This is a genomic window from Niallia circulans (assembly GCF_003726095.1).
GTDB classification, from domain to species: domain Bacteria; phylum Bacillota; class Bacilli; order Bacillales; family Cytobacillaceae; genus Niallia; species Niallia circulans_A.
Genome location: NZ_CP026031.1, coordinates 3306940 through 3322890 on the forward strand (window position 1 = coordinate 3306940; position 15951 = coordinate 3322890).

Consider the following 15951-nt stretch of genomic DNA (forward strand, 5'->3'; position numbering starts at 1 on the left):
ATCCTTCTCTCTTAAAATATAGATTGTAACCTTAATTCTTAAACAATCTCTTTATCCTTTGATTCTGGAATTAAAAAGATAAATGCTAATGCAGATAAAATGTAAACACCGGACAATAAGCTAAGTGCATAGCTTAAAGAATGATTAAGAGAAATATAACCAATAATAAATGGCGCAAATCCCGCGATTGCTCTCCCTACATTAAAAATAATGTTTTCTGCAGTGGAACGGACTTCTGTATTATAATGCTCTGCTAGCAGGGCTCCATATCCACCCATCATCCCATTTACAAAGAATCCTAATACGCCGCCAAGAAGCAATAAAGCTGCTGTCGATGTTACTTGGAAATAGACCCAAACAATAATTGCCGCCGCAATCAGGAAAGTGATATAAGATGGTCTGCGTCCAATTTTGTCTGCCAAATAACCAAAGATTAAAATCCCTAATATCATCCCGACAATCGTTGTTACCGTCCATAAAGTTGTTTTATTAAAATTGTAACCTAGTTCCGAAGCAAGCATCGTCGGCATCCACGTCATAATGCCATAAAAGCCAAAGTTTTGAACACTTGTGGCGATAATTAAGCCAATCGTTATCTTCGTTGTTTCCTTTGAAGCAAATAATTGTCCAATGGCAATCTTATTTTTATTTTCTTCTTTAAGTTTTGTCCAAATCTCTGGTTCCTTTAAATTTTTGCGGGACCAAAACGCAAAAATCGCTGGTACTACCCCTGCAAGGAATACACCATGCCACCCGAATTTCGGTGCAATAAACAATACCGTTAAAGTTGCAAGAACAATCCCTAACTGAAATCCGACCGCTACAACAGATGTAGCACGAGAGCGATATTTCTTCGGCCAAGTCTCACTGACAAGCGTCATCCCAATTCCAAATTCGCCCCCAAGCCCTAAACCAGCTAAAAAGCGGAAGATCGCAAATGTTTCTAAATTAGGAGCTAAAGCACATAAACCTGTAAAAACAGAAAATATTAAAATAGTCCAAGTAAACACCCGTACTCGCCCAAATTTATCCGCCATTACTCCAAATACAATTCCACCAATTACAGCTCCAAGCAATGTAATGGTAGAAAGGCTTCCCGCCTGCGCTTGATTAATGCCAAAAAAAGCAATAATGAGCGGCAGCGTATAAGCCAAAATCATCATATCTAGCCCATCCATGGCATATCCAACCGTTGAAGACCATAGCGTTTTCCATTGATAACCCGTTATCTTCTTTTCCGGTACCTCTGAATTTTCATATGCTTTTATATTCACTGAATAACTCCTCCCCTTAACTTAAATATGATCCCTTCTATTCTGTCATCTCTCTATCAAAACCTGCTCCTCTCCTAAAATAATCTTTATATGTCCTTCTAACCGCATTGTTTCACTGAACGGAACGATGTTTCAAAATGAAGTAGCATAAACGTATAATACTATTAACTTTTTTGGAAATCTATCATATTGTCAGAAAATATGACAATATTTTTTATTTTCAGATATTATTTTCAGATATTATAACATAGTATGAGTCATGCAAAAATATCCTCATCTGGAATGGGGATGAGGGAGGAAGGATTATTATGAATACTGTAATAGTTTGGTTATCTGCCTTGTCCACTTTACCAAAGACTGTCTATGAACTATTAATCTAAGGCTAATCCCTGAGTCTGTTCCCATGTTTGAATGAATCATTCCATTGTCAAAGTGAATATAAAATGTATAAAGATTTTCCTCCATCTTTTGATAGCTAAATGAAATGTCGGGTTCAATGGCTGTGATGTCTCCAGAAAGGGTGGGATTTTCCAATTTGGACACTACTAGATTCTATATCATAGTTAGACCAAGTTACCTCATGAGAAAATGCTCCAGAGTTAAAGTCAAATGTAAATCTTAATTGTAATTGAGTAAAGCCGTCTTCTAAATTATGTATATCGATTACTTCTGTTTTTAGCTGTGTCTTGCTATATTCAAATCCATCATCTTTTAGGAAAAACATGATGATGAGTCCCCTCCCTTATTCTGATTAATATTATCTTAGCATTTTGGTTAGAGGAAGAGGCTGTCGTTTTTCCCTAAAATGATTCATTTCCCTTGTCCTTCTGAGAGAGACAGATGTGGGATGTTGTCTTTTTATGGTACCTGTCACCATTAAAAAAAGAAGCAGAAAAGTCCCCCTTCTGCTTCTTTTTCATTTATTAAATTAATTAAATTAACCAGGTTATAAAGATTGGTAATGTAATTAATGATAATATAGTGCTAATCACGAAAGAAGATGCTGTTTCCGTTGTTAGCGAATCGAATCTAGTTGAAATCATCGCTGCAACGGCTGATCCTGGAAATGCTACTAATAAAATAGCTTTTACAGTATCGGCGTGGTTTAATCCTACTAGATGAGCAACCAATATCATAAATAATGGTAGCACTATCACTTTTAATAGCGAAATACCAAAAGCAACTCCTTGGAAATTGATTTTGCGAATACCTACGGTTACCCCTACCGCAAATAACGCAACACCAGATGTTACAGAGCCAATCTGATCAAGCGCACTTTGTATTATTTCTGGTGAGTGGAAACCACATAGTGTCAATACAACTGCTAGTAATGGAATACATGCAAGTGGTTCACTTAATCCATGTAAAATAATACCTATTGTGCTTCCCTTCTCATCCTTTGCTTTCCCTTTATTGCTTTCGCCAATATTCCCCACAATTGTTGCTAAAGGATCTAAAATGGCATTAACCACAATTCCTGTAATCGCAATAGGAATAGCAACTTCTTGTTGTCCGAATAAACTACCAAGCACAGAAATCCCCATAAAGGCAAATGCCGGCTGCGTAGAATTTAACGAGAACATCGAAGCTTTTGTAACATCATATTTAAAAACAAACTTCGAAATAAGTAGTAATATGACATAAAAACCAATAATACCAATAAACATATTTAAGAAAAACGGCCATTGATCGATTAGTGTTTGCTTCGATGTGGTTGTAATTCCAATAAATAAATGCGCTGGTAATGCAAATTTTGTTACTAATGTATTGAGACCTTTAGAAGAATCAGCATTAAAAATGTTTAAATAGCCACCTAAATATCCTAAAATAATGGTAAAAAAGATGGGGATTAATACTAAAAATATATGCCCAAGAGACATGGTAGTTCACTTCACTTTCCCTTTGTTCGTTTCTAAGCTGTTTGAATCGTCTTACAGTGATTGCAAGACGATTCTATTTATTTACTTGTCTTATTTTAATGTTATTGTTTTATATTCTGGCTTCCACATATAGTCATTAAGCGCTTGTTCTATATCCTCTATTTTCGCTTGCGCAATTCCTTCTTTGATTGCAGCTTCCGCTACTGCTATAGCTACGGCCTTAGATACCTCTTGTAATTTATCAATGGAAGGGAGAATTGATGCCCCAAGCGAGCTGCTATCAGCTAATGATGCAACTGCATTTGCGGAGGCCGCAAACATTCCTTTTGAAATAATAGCAGCTTTTGCAATAATTGCTCCCAACCCTAGTCCTGGAAATACAAATGCATTATTGGATTGACCAATTTCATATGTGACACCGTTATATTCCACGTCTTTAAATGGACTACCAGTAGCAATTAGTGCTTTCCCATCTGTCCATTTAATAATGTCTTCTGGTGTAGCTTCTGCTAATGGAGTTGGATTAGACATTGGCATGATAATCGGACGCTCTACATGCTTGGCCATCTCTTTTACCACCTCTTCAGAGAAGGCACCTGCTTGTCCAGAAGTACCAATAAGAATAGTCGGCTTTACTTTTCTAATAACTTCTAGAAGCGGAATAATATTTTCCTCGTTTCTTTCCCAATCTGCTACTTCTTTTGCAGAACGAACATATGGTTGTTGGAATGCTACAACATCTGCTGTTTCGTCTGTTAATAACCCACGGAAGTCAATTGGCCAAAAGCGATTATACGCTTCTTCTCTTGAAACTCCCTCTAATACCATTGTTTCTACCATTTGATCTGCGTTCCCAATACCAGCAGCACCTGGTCCAAAGATAACAACTCGCTGATCAGAAAGAGACTCTTTCGTAACTTTTAAAGCAGACATAATTGCCGCCAAAGTAACAGCACCTGTTCCTTGGATATCATCATTGAAAGTAAGAATTTTATCACTGTATTTTTCCATGATTGCACGAGCATTTACATTACCAAGGTCTTCCCAATGAAGGAGAACATCTGGAAAAGTTTTCAATGCATTTTCCACAAATCGTTCAATAAACTGATCATAGCTTTTGCCGCGAACACGACTAAACTTGTTACCAAGATATAATGGATCTTGAATTAAAGCTTCGTTGTTCGTTCCCACATCCAACACAATTGGAAGCACTCTACTAGGATCTATGCCAGCTGCTGCCGTATAAACAGCTAGTTTACCGATTGCAATATTAATACCACCGACACCTTGATCTCCAATACCAAGAATACTTTCTGAATCGGTTACTACAATTAAATCAATTCCATCACTAGGAATATTTAAATTGTTAAAAGCTTCTTCCATGTTCTCCATATTATCGATAGATAAGTATAATCCACCAGGAATATGGTATTCATGAGAGTACTTTTGAATCACTTCGCCAACAGTTGGAGTGTAAATAATGGGCAGCATTTCGTTCAGGTTATCCTGAAGTACTTTATAAAATAGAACAACGTTTCGATTATACAAATCATATAAAAGACCGTTTTTACGTAAATCACTTGTTTGGGCAGAAAATTGTTCGTAAATACGTTTTGCTTGTTCTTCTAATGTTAGAATTTGAGTTGGTAATAAACCATTTAAACCAAGCTCTTGACGTTCTTCTTTCGAAAAAGCTACGCCTTTATTAAGAAAAGGATTTAATAAAAGCTGTTTTCCTTTTAAATTTGTTTGAATAACATCTTGTTTACTAATTGTACCTATTGCCATGTCTTGCTCCTTCTTTCTTTTTTAAGTTAACAGAAATTCTCAAATTAAGATATCTTTAATTCAAGATAATTTCCGACACTTCTTTTCCTTACGAGGTTTTATTAAGCCTCGTTCCTTCCTATAGTTAACTAATACTTCTTCTTCCCCCTTCTCTCCATTAATCTATAGGTCATTCTTATTCTTTTTTTAATAACTTTTTCTACCCTAGTTATAATTCGTAACCAAATATACTCCTGCTAAAAATACTTGTCAAGGAATTGATTTAGACAAAAGTTTATGAAAAAGGATGGGACTTTAGTAGCCGCGTAGATGGTACCGCTTTATCATTATAGAAAAAAAAACAATGAAGCCATGTATCTTTAGTGGAAACAATCTAGCACCTTTGTTTTTAGGTTTTACCTCCAGCTTACTCTTTACCCCTTATTAGGAGAACAAGGTAAATTTAAGTTGCTTCATTGTCGAATGAAAATTTTATAAAAAACAGCCTCCTGATGAAGACTGTTTTCTGCCTTCAACTTTTGTCGAAAAAATACCTATTTCCACTTCATTCTTTTTCATACAAGAAGAAATTTACTCGTCAACGTCCATGAATGCCAGTCTAGGTAGAAGGATCATAATTGTATCACTTTTGCAATACATAAAGTGGTTATAAATATTATCCCCACGTTTCATTTTAATATGTTCAAAAAACTATAAAATAATCCTTCATTCACGTAATGATTGAGCTCTGTCCAAGAGCATTAGAAGCAAGTCTCAATGTTACCTTTTTTCATCATATAACAAGAGCTATATTTATACGATAAATTAAATGTTCACTTCGTGTTAATAAGGTGCACAAATGTTATATTCATTGAGCTTAATGTTAATCTCACTCGACTTTTATATTATGTTTTTTAGAGAGTTAATATACTATTTTGAGAAATAAAATAAAAATCACTATTATTTACGCTAAATTCTTTAGGAATTGAGTCATAAGTTATTAATAAATAAGGATAAGTTTCAATATTTAAAATAGACCTTATCAGGTTGATTTTTTTATGATAGGAAATAGCTTTTTCAATTATTTGATAATATCCAATGGAAGATTGATGATACCACCATGAATTATACTGATTAACAATATTTTCTTTTTGTTTTGAATCTAAACCTACTAAGACTTCTTCCGCAAGTGAATTTTCCACTTCTATATATTGAATATACTCACCATTATTAAGTAATTGTTCAAAATATAGGTTCCATTGCTCAATAATATTTTTTTTAATTTCATTAATATCTAAATTTTCAACCCTAACTTCAAAATGAGGAAATTCCTTTTTATCAATCCAATTATAAAGATATAATAAAAAATTAAACTCGTTAGGTACAATTATTGTAAAATTTCCGGAATTCTCCACTGCAAAAACCTCCATTTTTATCTAGTATTTTAACAAAAATAATAGGAGGAATGGACACTGATTAAGCAAGAAAATTTCCTCCAACTAACATAGATAAATAATCGTTTTTACATTAACATTATGGATAAATACATCTATTAGATTTTTAAATATAAGTACTTTAGAGAGGGGAAGTATTTTGAAGAAAAAATTATTTCTAACATTTGCTTTAACTATTTTGTTAATAGGAGGATGCTATTATTTCTTTATCTATTTTCCATATCCACCTTCAAAAGATTTTTATGACTTCCCAGTTCCTAGAAGTGCTGAAATGATAAGAGAAACTGAAACTTCAAAAACATATAAATGGTCAAATGCATCAGAAGAACACGGGATTCCCTTTGGATATGTAAAAGCCATAAAATCAAATGGCTGGAAAAAAGGAGAACAAGCGGGGGCCTCGACTTATTATAGCAATGGAGTGCATCAAATCATATTGACTTCCACAACGGATATAATAGCCATCGAAAAAGTAAAATAAGATATAAGAATTTTGTTGTAGTGTGTTGTTTTTGAGGAGAAATACAACTATTTGGAGGTTTGGGTATTAAAAAAGCATGAGGCTTATTATTTTTTTGTTCTTTAATATAGGCTATAAAGCTTATCCAAGTGAACAGACATTTTTAATTAATAGTTTTATCAGTACAGTAAAGAAAGAAGAAAAAACTCTTCAAATAAGGTCTTATTCAACTATCCTAAAGCTAATATCGCAAACCTTAAATTGGATATTGATCAGATTCTTTTCCTCTTGCATGTAAAAATTGAAGATATTGCTCAGGTTTGGGGTCGGGAAAATAAGCAAAAATCCGTTCTGAATTTACCATACTTCCCTCTTTGGCCTCTATATAGTCAAAATAACTGCTCCAAGGATACTCTTCCAAGCGTTCTACGATACCAGCTCGAATTGGATTAAGATGAATGTACCGATTGACCTCTAATTCATATTGAGCAGAAGTGATCAACTCAGATCCATAACGACTTTCAAACACATGCCCTGTAAAATCATATTTTTTATTGAAATATATCGCGTAATTAAAATGAAGAGTTCTTATAATGTCACTTGGGGAATGTTGAAGGGTTTTTATTTGAAGATGGATGTGATTTGTCATCAAACAATAGGTTTGCAGAATAAATGGCTTTTCCTCCATTACTTCTGTCAACAATCGAAGATACTTTTTACGATCTTCCTCGTCAAAAAATAAAGAAGTACGGCGAATACCTCGACTTGTAATATGATAACTAGCACCAGGATACCAAACACGCTTTTTTCTAGGCAACGAACAACCTCCTTTTTTATGAAATTTGCTTGCATATTATGAAGGATAAAATCGAGGGAGATTAGCAAAGGGACTTATAACTGTATCCTAGGAATAAGATAAAGAGAGGCAGCTTAAAATATAACATTCTACCTCCCAGACAAAATCCCTCCATTTTCCGACAAAAAAATAGGAAAAGAAATCAAAAAATGATCCCTCTTCCCCTTTGTCCTTCAGAGAGAGACAGAATTAGCTTTTTGTCTTTTTATGGTGCCTGTCACCAGGAGTTGTTCCATTCTCCACCCCAAGTTCCTGCAGCCATCTACGGTAGCTGATCGTCAGGGCGTCTGACTTAAGATGCAATTCCGCCTGTAGATCCAATGGCAATAATTCCGGCTTTTGGCTTTGAACAATATCTAAATCTTGATAAAAGATTTTATCCTGGAATTCGATAAATGGTTCATCTGGTTTATCTAAATCATAGTTTCTTGTTAGCAGCATAAAGGCTTTCGACTGTTCGTTATCTTCTTGATTGACGACAAGCAAAATCGTCAACGCGTCTTCTGATCCATCTGTTGTTTTCGTGAAACGAGCAGTTGTTGGATTTAGAATTTCATACACATAATTGGCATATCCACCTTTTGAGCGTCCATCTGGATTGGGCTGGTAGACAGGAATTTTGCTTGTAATAAAACGGTTATCAATAAAATCCACTTTATAATCGACCACTTCCGCATGGTCCTCATCCCCAAGCAAGCCTTCATGAACAAACATAAGATGAGAAACATCAAGGAAGTTTTCAATGATTCGCGGTGCATTTGCTTTTACCTCATAAGGACCACATATTGCTGTTCGATATCCTTCTGTACTATATTCAGGATAAGAAATAAGCGGTGCTGGATCGTCCCCCAGATTCACCCAAATAAGTCCAAGATATTCCTCACAATGATAAACAGTTGCTTTCGCTTTTCTTGGAATAGCTCGTCCATTTGGCAATGCCGGTATCTTGACACATGCTCCTGCACAATCGTATTCCCAAGCATGGTATGCACAAACTAAATTCCCGTTTTTCACCTTACCAAGTGAAAGCGCCGCTCCTCTATGAATACACAAATCTTTAAAGGCATGAACGCCCTTCTCATTTCGAAAAATGGCTACTCTTTCCCCAAGCACAAATACTTGTTTCGGATCATCCAGCAATTCCTCTGCTTTACATACTGGATGCCATTCATTCCATAGTCTATCTTGTTGCATAATCGCGCCTCTCCTGTTCCTATTTTTAGTTAACATTTACCGTTGGCTTGTTTGTATTTACACGCTCTCCTTGTTTTTGCGGCAGAACTAGATTAAGGATTAATGCAGCAATGGCTCCTATAGCTGTCCCTGATGATACAAAGTAAGTTACAATTTCAGGCAGGCCATTTAACACATTTGCCGGCATTAACACAGCAAATAAAGCAAGCATAATTGGAACTCCAATAACAATCATATTTCTCTCCGTAAATTCCAATCCTTTCACGACTTTAAATCCATTCATCATAATGATTACGCATAAAATCGCAAATACACTATTAATCACCACACTAGGGATGCAAGCAATCAAACTCGTCAGCTTTGGCATCATTCCTAGAATAACTAACATAATTCCACCCATAATAATTGGCTTACGACTCTTTACTCCTGTAATCGCAATAATACCAGCATTAGAGGAATAGCCCGTTACTGGTGTTCCGCCAAAGAAAGAACCGACAAAACAGCCTAACCCTTCTCCAAATGCGCCGCCATTTAAACGCTTATCATTCAGCTCTTCGCCCGTTACATTGCTTACAGTAAACCATGTTCCCGTCGTTTCAATAGTGACAATTAAATAAACTACAATCATAACAAGAATGGCATGAACATTGAATTGTGGCGCTCCAAATGCAAATAGACTTGGCATTTGAAACCAGCTTGCATTTTCTAATGAGGCAAAACTAACTAAACCGAAGAAAGAAGCAACAAGCGAGCCTAATCCTAACGCTAAGATAACCGATACTACCTTTATATATTTCCATTTAGATTTAGCCTTTTCCCCTACGTACATACAGAAAATCAATACAGCCGCTGTAACGGTCGCAACCAAGATATTTTCGCCAAAACTACCCTCTGCTGTATAAATAGAATTAATCGCACTCGGCATTAAAGAAATCCCTACAACCACAATAACGGTCCCAGCAACAATCGGCGGGATGACTTTTCTAACCACTTTACTATAGAGTTTAAGCGGATAACCAAGTAAGGCAATAATTAACGCACCAGGTATTAAGCTGCCTATCATCGCTCCAATTCCTGATGTCGTTCCAATTGCTGCAAGTGCACTTAATGGTACAAAGGAAGGTCCTTGCATAACAGGAAGCTTCATTGCAAAGCCTGCTTGAATAATCGTTGCAATTCCACATGCGATAAAAGTCATTTGGATCAGCAATGAACTATCCTGTACAGAAAAGGATAATAAACCTGCCAAGATAATCGGTGGGATAAACAAATCCATCGCTAATATTTGCTGAACTCCTAGAAAGATCGATTTGCCGACAGTAATTTCTTCTTTTCCTTCCTGTATCTTCCCCTTTGCTTCCAAATCCTTTGCCATCTTCTCCATTCCAGTACCCCCTATTGATGATACTTCCTATAATCTTTGTTTCTTCGTTAATAAGTAAATTCACCGAACAGAAAAAGCTCGAAGTACATACCTTCCTTAACAAAAGAAAAGCATGCACTTCGAGCCCTTTATAATCAAAGTATGACAAGAATAGACATCTCCCTATAAAGGGGCGTTATGTCCATTTTATCTCTGCTTTTCATAGTCAGTTTATTTACGGTAAACAGGTAGAAACTTGTAGGCCATATCCCTACGATTATATGAAAATACACTATTTTTTTTTGAATATTATAGCGACCTGAAACCTTTTGCAACTTTCAAGCTCACCATCAACATTCACTTCATTTTTTAAAATACACAATAAATTTTTTTATTTACTAGTAATTATCAACTTGCTACAATAACTATATTAACACAAAACACGAACATTAGGAAGGTGTTTATGAGCAATTATACGCATATTTTTCAAGGAACTGCTTTTTCTAGTGAGTCTCCCAAAAAAGTAACTATATTGAAAGACTATTTATTCTTTATCGATACCAATGGAATGATAAAAAAAATGGTCGGACCGGAACAGTCCGAATATTCCACCTTGTTGGAGACTTATGAGGGCCAAGCTAACTTCCACCGTTTAGCAGAGGGGCAATATTTCTTGCCTGGTTTTGTAGACTTGCATGTTCATGCACCACAATGGGCACAGTCGGGTACAGCTTTAGATATTCCACTATACGATTGGCTGCATACCTATACATTTCCATTAGAAGCGAAGTATGCAGATTTATCCTTTGCCACAACAGTATATGAAGACTTAGTAAGCACCTTGCTCGCAAATGGAACAACAACCGTTCTTTATTTCGCAACTGTCCACAAAGAGGCGAGTTTGTTATTAGCAAAAATCTGTGCAGAAAAGGGTCAACGAGGTTTAGTAGGTAAGGTCGTCATGGATGATCCAGAACAAAATCCATCCTATTACCGAGATGCTGATACAAAAACAGCTCTAGCTGATACAGAGTCATTTATTTTAGCTGTGAAAGAGTTAGCTAAAGAGACGAAACAAGGTGTTTATCCTGTTGTTACACCTCGCTTTATTCCAAGCTGCTCTGATGAAGCCCTTAAGGGTCTTGGGAAGTTGGCGGCGAAATATGATACCCATATTCAGTCCCATTGCAGTGAAAGTGACTGGGCCCATGATTATGTAAAAGAACGCTTAGGTAAGCATGATGCGTTTGCTCTCCATGATTTTGGATTATTAGGCAACAAATCGGTTATGGCTCATTGTAACTTCTTAGATGACAACGATGCCGCGTTATTTGCGGAAACTGGCACAGCCATCAGCCATTGTCCGCTATCGAATGCTTACTTCGCCAATAGCGTACTGCCCATAAAACGATTTCAATCAATGGGAATTGATATCGGACTAGGTACAGATATTTCCGCTGGTGCCACTCCAAGTCTTTATGATAATGCGAAGCAGGCCGTTGTTTCCTCGAGAATGCTAGAAGATGGCGTAAATCCAACTCTTCCCGCAGAGGAAAGAGGCGTTCCAGATTCCCGAATTTCTATTCATGAAGCCTTTTATTTAGCAACTGCCGGCGGTGGTGAAAGCTTAAGTCTGCCAATCGGACGTTTACAAGAAAACTACACATGGGATGTACAAATCATCGATACAAAAGCACCAACTGCAAAATTACCGATTTTCTCTGAAGCAGAAGATTTAGATGATATTTTCCAAAAGATCCTCTATCTCGTACGCCCAGATAATATCTCGGAAGTTTGGGTTCAAGGAGAGAAAGTTCACTCCCGTTCTTGAGAATTCTATTAGTCTACAATCAATCAGATAGCATGAAGCACCCTAATCAAACGTTTGATTAGGGTGCTTCTACTAAATAAAAAAGCTAATACGAAGTGTCCTTTGTAGAGAAACAGTGTCTTTTTATGGTGCCTGTCACCCTATCTCTACCTTCACCCCAAAATGATCAGACACAACCGGCGTTGTTCTTCCATCAAAAACCGTTTCATATGAATAAACAGAGAGATTAGAAGAAACAAAGATATAATCAATCCGCAGAAGATCACTATTATTCTCCCAGCCATCAATTCTCTTCTCCACAGTATGGCTGCCATTTTTGAGCGTGGCATCTAGAAAAGCGTCCTTTATATAGGGGTGCTTGGAAACAACACTATACCCTTCCTCTTCGATATGGGCAGGGTTATTAAAATCGCCCATCAACAAGATAGATCCACCTGCCCGTGCTTCCACTTCCCATGCTTCAACAAGCTTGTTCCATTCATACAAGAAAGGATAGCTTCCGGTTTCATCCTGCCACCAAGAGAGGTGCAATCCGTACACTAAATAGTTTTTTTTATTTGCTTGAAAACGAACTTCCAAGGCTTTTCTTGTATGATAATCTGTATAATCATCTTTGCGGGACAGCAATATCCCTCTTGCATTTGTTACTTTAAATCGAGTAAGAATGGCGATTCCTTCATCATATTGGTCGTAACCAATATGACTAGGAACCCAGCTCCAATAAAATTTGAGCCCTTCTTTCTTCAGCTCCTGCTGGAGAAGAAACGCAAAGTTATCTTTTTTAATCACTGTATCTTGATTGGGGGCAATGAAAAAAGAATCCACCTCCGCTTCCTCTGCATCCATCGATTGATTTACTTCCTGTAAGGAAATAACATCATAGGAATCAGCCAGCAATTGCTCCTTGATCGCTTTCAGTTTTTCTAAAGGTCTTTCTTCTATCCAGCTATGGGTATTTAAAGTTAATAATTTCATTCACTTTGCTCCAAATAGTCATTAATATCCGATTTCAGAATGTCAGCCTTTGGACCATAGATAGCTTGAACACCGCCATCCTTCTTAATTAAGCCCATTGCGCCAGCTGCTTTCCATGACGATTCATCGCCAACTTTATCTAGCTCTTTTACGGAAACACGCAACCTTGTCATACAGGCATCTACATCGGTAATATTAGCTTTTCCGCCTAATAAGTCGACAATTTCTAAGACTTGGCTGTTAGTAGGACCAGCGTTTCCAGCTTCTATGGTGTTAGAATCTGCATCACTTTCATAGTTACCATTACGACCTGGTGTTGAAAAATTAAATTTCTTAATCATGAAATTCGCAATAAAATAGCTCACTATAAAGAAGACAATACATACAATTACAAAGTTTAGGACGTCGCCTCCCAAGCCTGCTTTAAAAGCAATCGGCAAACGTGTGATCAATTCTAAGTTTCCAAAGGAATGGAGACGTAAATGAACAATATCCGCAGAAGCAAAAGCTAATCCTTGTAAGATAGCATACACAACGTAAAGTACTGGAGCAGCAAACATAAACATAAATTCTAAAGGCTCTGTAACCCCTGTTAAAAAGACAGCGATGGCTGCGGAAAAAATCATTGATTTATATTTTTTCTTTTTATCCATATCTACATTTCGGTAGATTGCAACAGCGACACCCATCAAAATTGCTGTCGCACCAATCATCTGCCCTACTTTAAAACGGGCTGGAGTAACAGAAGATAGCAGTTGATTATATGCCGCAGTATCACCCGCATTTTGTAGATTCACTAAATCACTTGCCCATGCTAGCCAAAGTGGATCTTGTCCAAATACTTCCTTACCAGCCATCACACCAGACATGATCGTATATGTTCCACCTAGTGAGGTATAGTTAATTGGAATCGTTAACATATGGTGTAGACCAAATGGAATAAGTAGACGTTCAGCTGTACCATAGATAAAAGGCGCTAGGATTGGAGCGCTTTCACTTGAAGTCGCAATCCACAGTCCAAAATGGTTAATTCCTGTTTGAATCGTTGGCCAAATCACCGCAAGGATCAAGGAAACGATAACAGACCAAAGGATAACCACAAACGGTACAAATCGTTTTCCATTAAAGAAGGCCAGTGCATCTGGCAGCTTTCTGAAATTGTAATATTTATTATAGACAATTGCTCCGATAAAGCCGGAGATAATCCCCACGAAAACACCCATATTAAGTGCAGGCGCTTCCAATACACTTGTAAAATATCCTTCTACTAAAATCTTCGTTCCAAATAAAGTATGCGTAAATGCGCCATCTTCAGATAGCATTTCATTTGTGACCCCAAAGATAGAGCCTGTAATTCTATTAATTAATAAGAAGGCAATCCCCGCAGCAAAGGCCCCGCCTGCTTTTTCCTTTGCCCACGAACCACCAATTGCTAAAGCAAATAAAATATGTAAATTCCCAATAATCCCCCAACCAATATTCTCTACAACGCTTCCAATTGTGATAAAAACAGAAGCATCGATCATGGCAATCAGCTTACCTAAACTAATCATAATTCCAGCTGCCGGCATAACAGCTACCACTACCATCAATGCTTTCCCAAATTTTTGCCAAAATTCAAATGACAACATCTTTTTCATTGTGTTCCCTCCTATTTCCAATTAAAACGTTTGCATTAAATCATATCTATGATTATAGTAATATATCTACCATTTTACAAGAAAAATATTCATAATTTTAGTAATCGATTGCAAAAACAACGCAAACGATTGCATTAAGCGGAATCACCTTCAGAAAAAATCCTGCTTTTAAAAAGAATGATAAATAAATTGCTTCTGTTAACCTAACTGTCTATCTCCTATGGACAAAAAAGACCGGTTGTCTTTTTGTGGTGCCTGACACCATACTAAAAAATCCCCACCACTATGGATGAGGATTTTATCAAGTTTTTTAATATAACCAAATCCTTACTTCACCAAATACCCTTCCACTTCATTCAAAGTTGGGATTGCTTCTTGGCCGCCGCTCCGCGATACTTTTATTCCTGCTGCAACGCTTGCGAAATTAGCCGCTTTTACTAAATCATTCGTATCTAAATAGGCACTAGCAAGAGCACCTGCAAAGCAGTCGCCTGCTCCTACTGTATCCACTGCTTTCACTTTAATAGCATCTACTACTGTTGCTTCTCCATTTTTGTATACTAAGCTTCCATGTTCGCCCATTTTGACAATGACATCAGAAATGCCTTTTTCATTTAGTTTTTTCGCTGCTTCTAGTGCTGTTTCTTTATTTATTACATCAATTCCAGTGATGCGTTTTGTTTCTTGTTTGTTTGGTGTTACTAAGTCAGCATATTGAAAGGCTTCCTCAAAGATTCCATCTGCAGGTGCTGGATCTAGGATTACATACATTCCACGTTCTTTAGCAGCCTGCATCGCAGCGATGATAGATTCCTTGCTAGTTTCCAATTGGACGAGCAGAATTTTCGCATCTATTTGGGCAAATATCTTCTCGATATCTTCTTTTGATAGAGAATCATTTGCTCCCTTTGTTCCAACCATTGTGTTTTCACCTGAACTGTCAACAATCGCAACAAAAGTACCAGTGCCTGATTCTTCACTTTTCACAATATAACTAGTATCCACATTTTTGGCCTGTAAATTCTCAATCAATTGATTTCCTGCACTATCTTTTCCAACTGATCCAACTAAACAAGTTTTTTTGCCAAGCTTCGCTACAGAGACAGCTTGGTTTGCTCCCTTTCCCCCTGGCAGCATCTTAATCGAATCACAAAACATCGTATCCCCATATGCTGGATACTTCGGTGCTTCTACAATTATATCCATATTAATACTGCCGACAACTACGATATCATAATTCATTTTAGCCTTCCTCCA

Annotated in this window: 13 protein-coding genes and 1 riboswitch; of the genes, 2 read left to right on the forward strand and 11 right to left on the reverse strand. The window is 36.9% G+C overall.

The features are described 5' to 3' along the window. Window positions 1-38 precede the first annotated feature (38 nt). The 5 genes from C2I06_RS15865 to C2I06_RS15885 all read right to left on the reverse strand — a co-directional run bounded on the left by C2I06_RS15865 (window position 39) and on the right by C2I06_RS15885 (window position 6336). The gene (locus C2I06_RS15865; protein ID WP_123258405.1) at window positions 39-1274 is read right to left on the reverse strand and encodes an MFS transporter; all 1236 of its coding nucleotides are present in this window, start codon (window positions 1272-1274) and stop codon (window positions 39-41) included. A gap of 493 nt (window positions 1275-1767) precedes the next feature. After that, complete coding sequence (locus tag C2I06_RS15870; protein WP_123258406.1) at window positions 1768-1998, reverse strand: hypothetical protein; 231 nt, start codon at window positions 1996-1998, stop codon at window positions 1768-1770. 208 nt (window positions 1999-2206) lie between these two features. Beyond that, window positions 2207-3154 (reverse strand): AEC family transporter, encoded by a 948-nt coding sequence (locus C2I06_RS15875; protein WP_095332735.1) that lies wholly within the window; start codon window positions 3152-3154, stop codon window positions 2207-2209. Between the two features lie 90 nt (window positions 3155-3244). Further along, window positions 3245-4942 (reverse strand): NAD-dependent malic enzyme, encoded by a 1698-nt coding sequence (locus tag C2I06_RS15880; protein WP_095332733.1) that lies wholly within the window; start codon window positions 4940-4942, stop codon window positions 3245-3247. Between the two features lie 893 nt (window positions 4943-5835). After that, window positions 5836-6336, reverse strand: a complete 501-nt coding sequence (locus C2I06_RS15885) for a hypothetical protein (RefSeq protein WP_095332731.1) — start codon at window positions 6334-6336, stop codon at window positions 5836-5838. Between the two features lie 178 nt (window positions 6337-6514). Here C2I06_RS15885 and C2I06_RS15890 point away from each other — a divergent pair, with 178 nt between their 5' ends. Next, on the forward strand, window positions 6515-6856 hold the full coding sequence (locus tag C2I06_RS15890; RefSeq protein WP_095332729.1) for a hypothetical protein: 342 nt from the start codon (window positions 6515-6517) through the stop codon (window positions 6854-6856). Window positions 6857-7091: 235 nt separating this feature from the next. Here the strand turns inward: C2I06_RS15890 and C2I06_RS15895 are convergent, their stop codons facing one another. The 3 genes from C2I06_RS15895 to C2I06_RS15905 all read right to left on the reverse strand — a co-directional run bounded on the left by C2I06_RS15895 (window position 7092) and on the right by C2I06_RS15905 (window position 10269). After that, complete coding sequence (locus tag C2I06_RS15895) at window positions 7092-7652, reverse strand: transposase (RefSeq protein ID WP_123258407.1); 561 nt, start codon at window positions 7650-7652, stop codon at window positions 7092-7094. A 228-nt stretch (window positions 7653-7880) separates the two neighbouring features. Next, window positions 7881-8885, reverse strand: a complete 1005-nt coding sequence (locus C2I06_RS15900) for an aromatic ring-hydroxylating dioxygenase subunit alpha (RefSeq protein ID WP_095332725.1) — start codon at window positions 8883-8885, stop codon at window positions 7881-7883. A 25-nt stretch (window positions 8886-8910) separates the two neighbouring features. Next, on the reverse strand, window positions 8911-10269 hold the full coding sequence (locus tag C2I06_RS15905) for a solute carrier family 23 protein (RefSeq protein WP_249928235.1): 1359 nt from the start codon (window positions 10267-10269) through the stop codon (window positions 8911-8913). Between the two features lie 182 nt (window positions 10270-10451). Continuing rightward, window positions 10452-10553, reverse strand: a riboswitch (purine riboswitch). A 158-nt stretch (window positions 10554-10711) separates the two neighbouring features. Between C2I06_RS15905 and guaD the strand changes: the two genes are divergently transcribed. Continuing rightward, complete coding sequence (guaD, locus tag C2I06_RS15910; RefSeq protein ID WP_123258408.1) at window positions 10712-12079, forward strand: guanine deaminase; 1368 nt, start codon at window positions 10712-10714, stop codon at window positions 12077-12079. Between the two features lie 135 nt (window positions 12080-12214). On the opposite strand, the gene C2I06_RS15915 is transcribed toward guaD, so the two are convergent. The 3 genes from C2I06_RS15915 to rbsK all read right to left on the reverse strand — a co-directional run bounded on the left by C2I06_RS15915 (window position 12215) and on the right by rbsK (window position 15936). Then, window positions 12215-13054, reverse strand: coding sequence for an endonuclease/exonuclease/phosphatase family protein (locus C2I06_RS15915; protein ID WP_095332721.1), 840 nt, complete (start codon window positions 13052-13054; stop codon window positions 12215-12217). Beyond that, complete coding sequence (locus C2I06_RS15920) at window positions 13051-14694, reverse strand: PTS transporter subunit IIBC (protein WP_206427974.1); 1644 nt, start codon at window positions 14692-14694, stop codon at window positions 13051-13053. The genes C2I06_RS15915 and C2I06_RS15920 overlap by 4 nt, the downstream gene beginning before the upstream one ends. A 327-nt stretch (window positions 14695-15021) precedes the next feature. After that, a complete protein-coding gene (gene rbsK, locus C2I06_RS15925) occupies window positions 15022-15936 on the reverse strand; it encodes a ribokinase (RefSeq protein WP_095332719.1) in 915 nt (304 codons plus the stop codon). Window positions 15937-15951 lie beyond the last annotated feature (15 nt).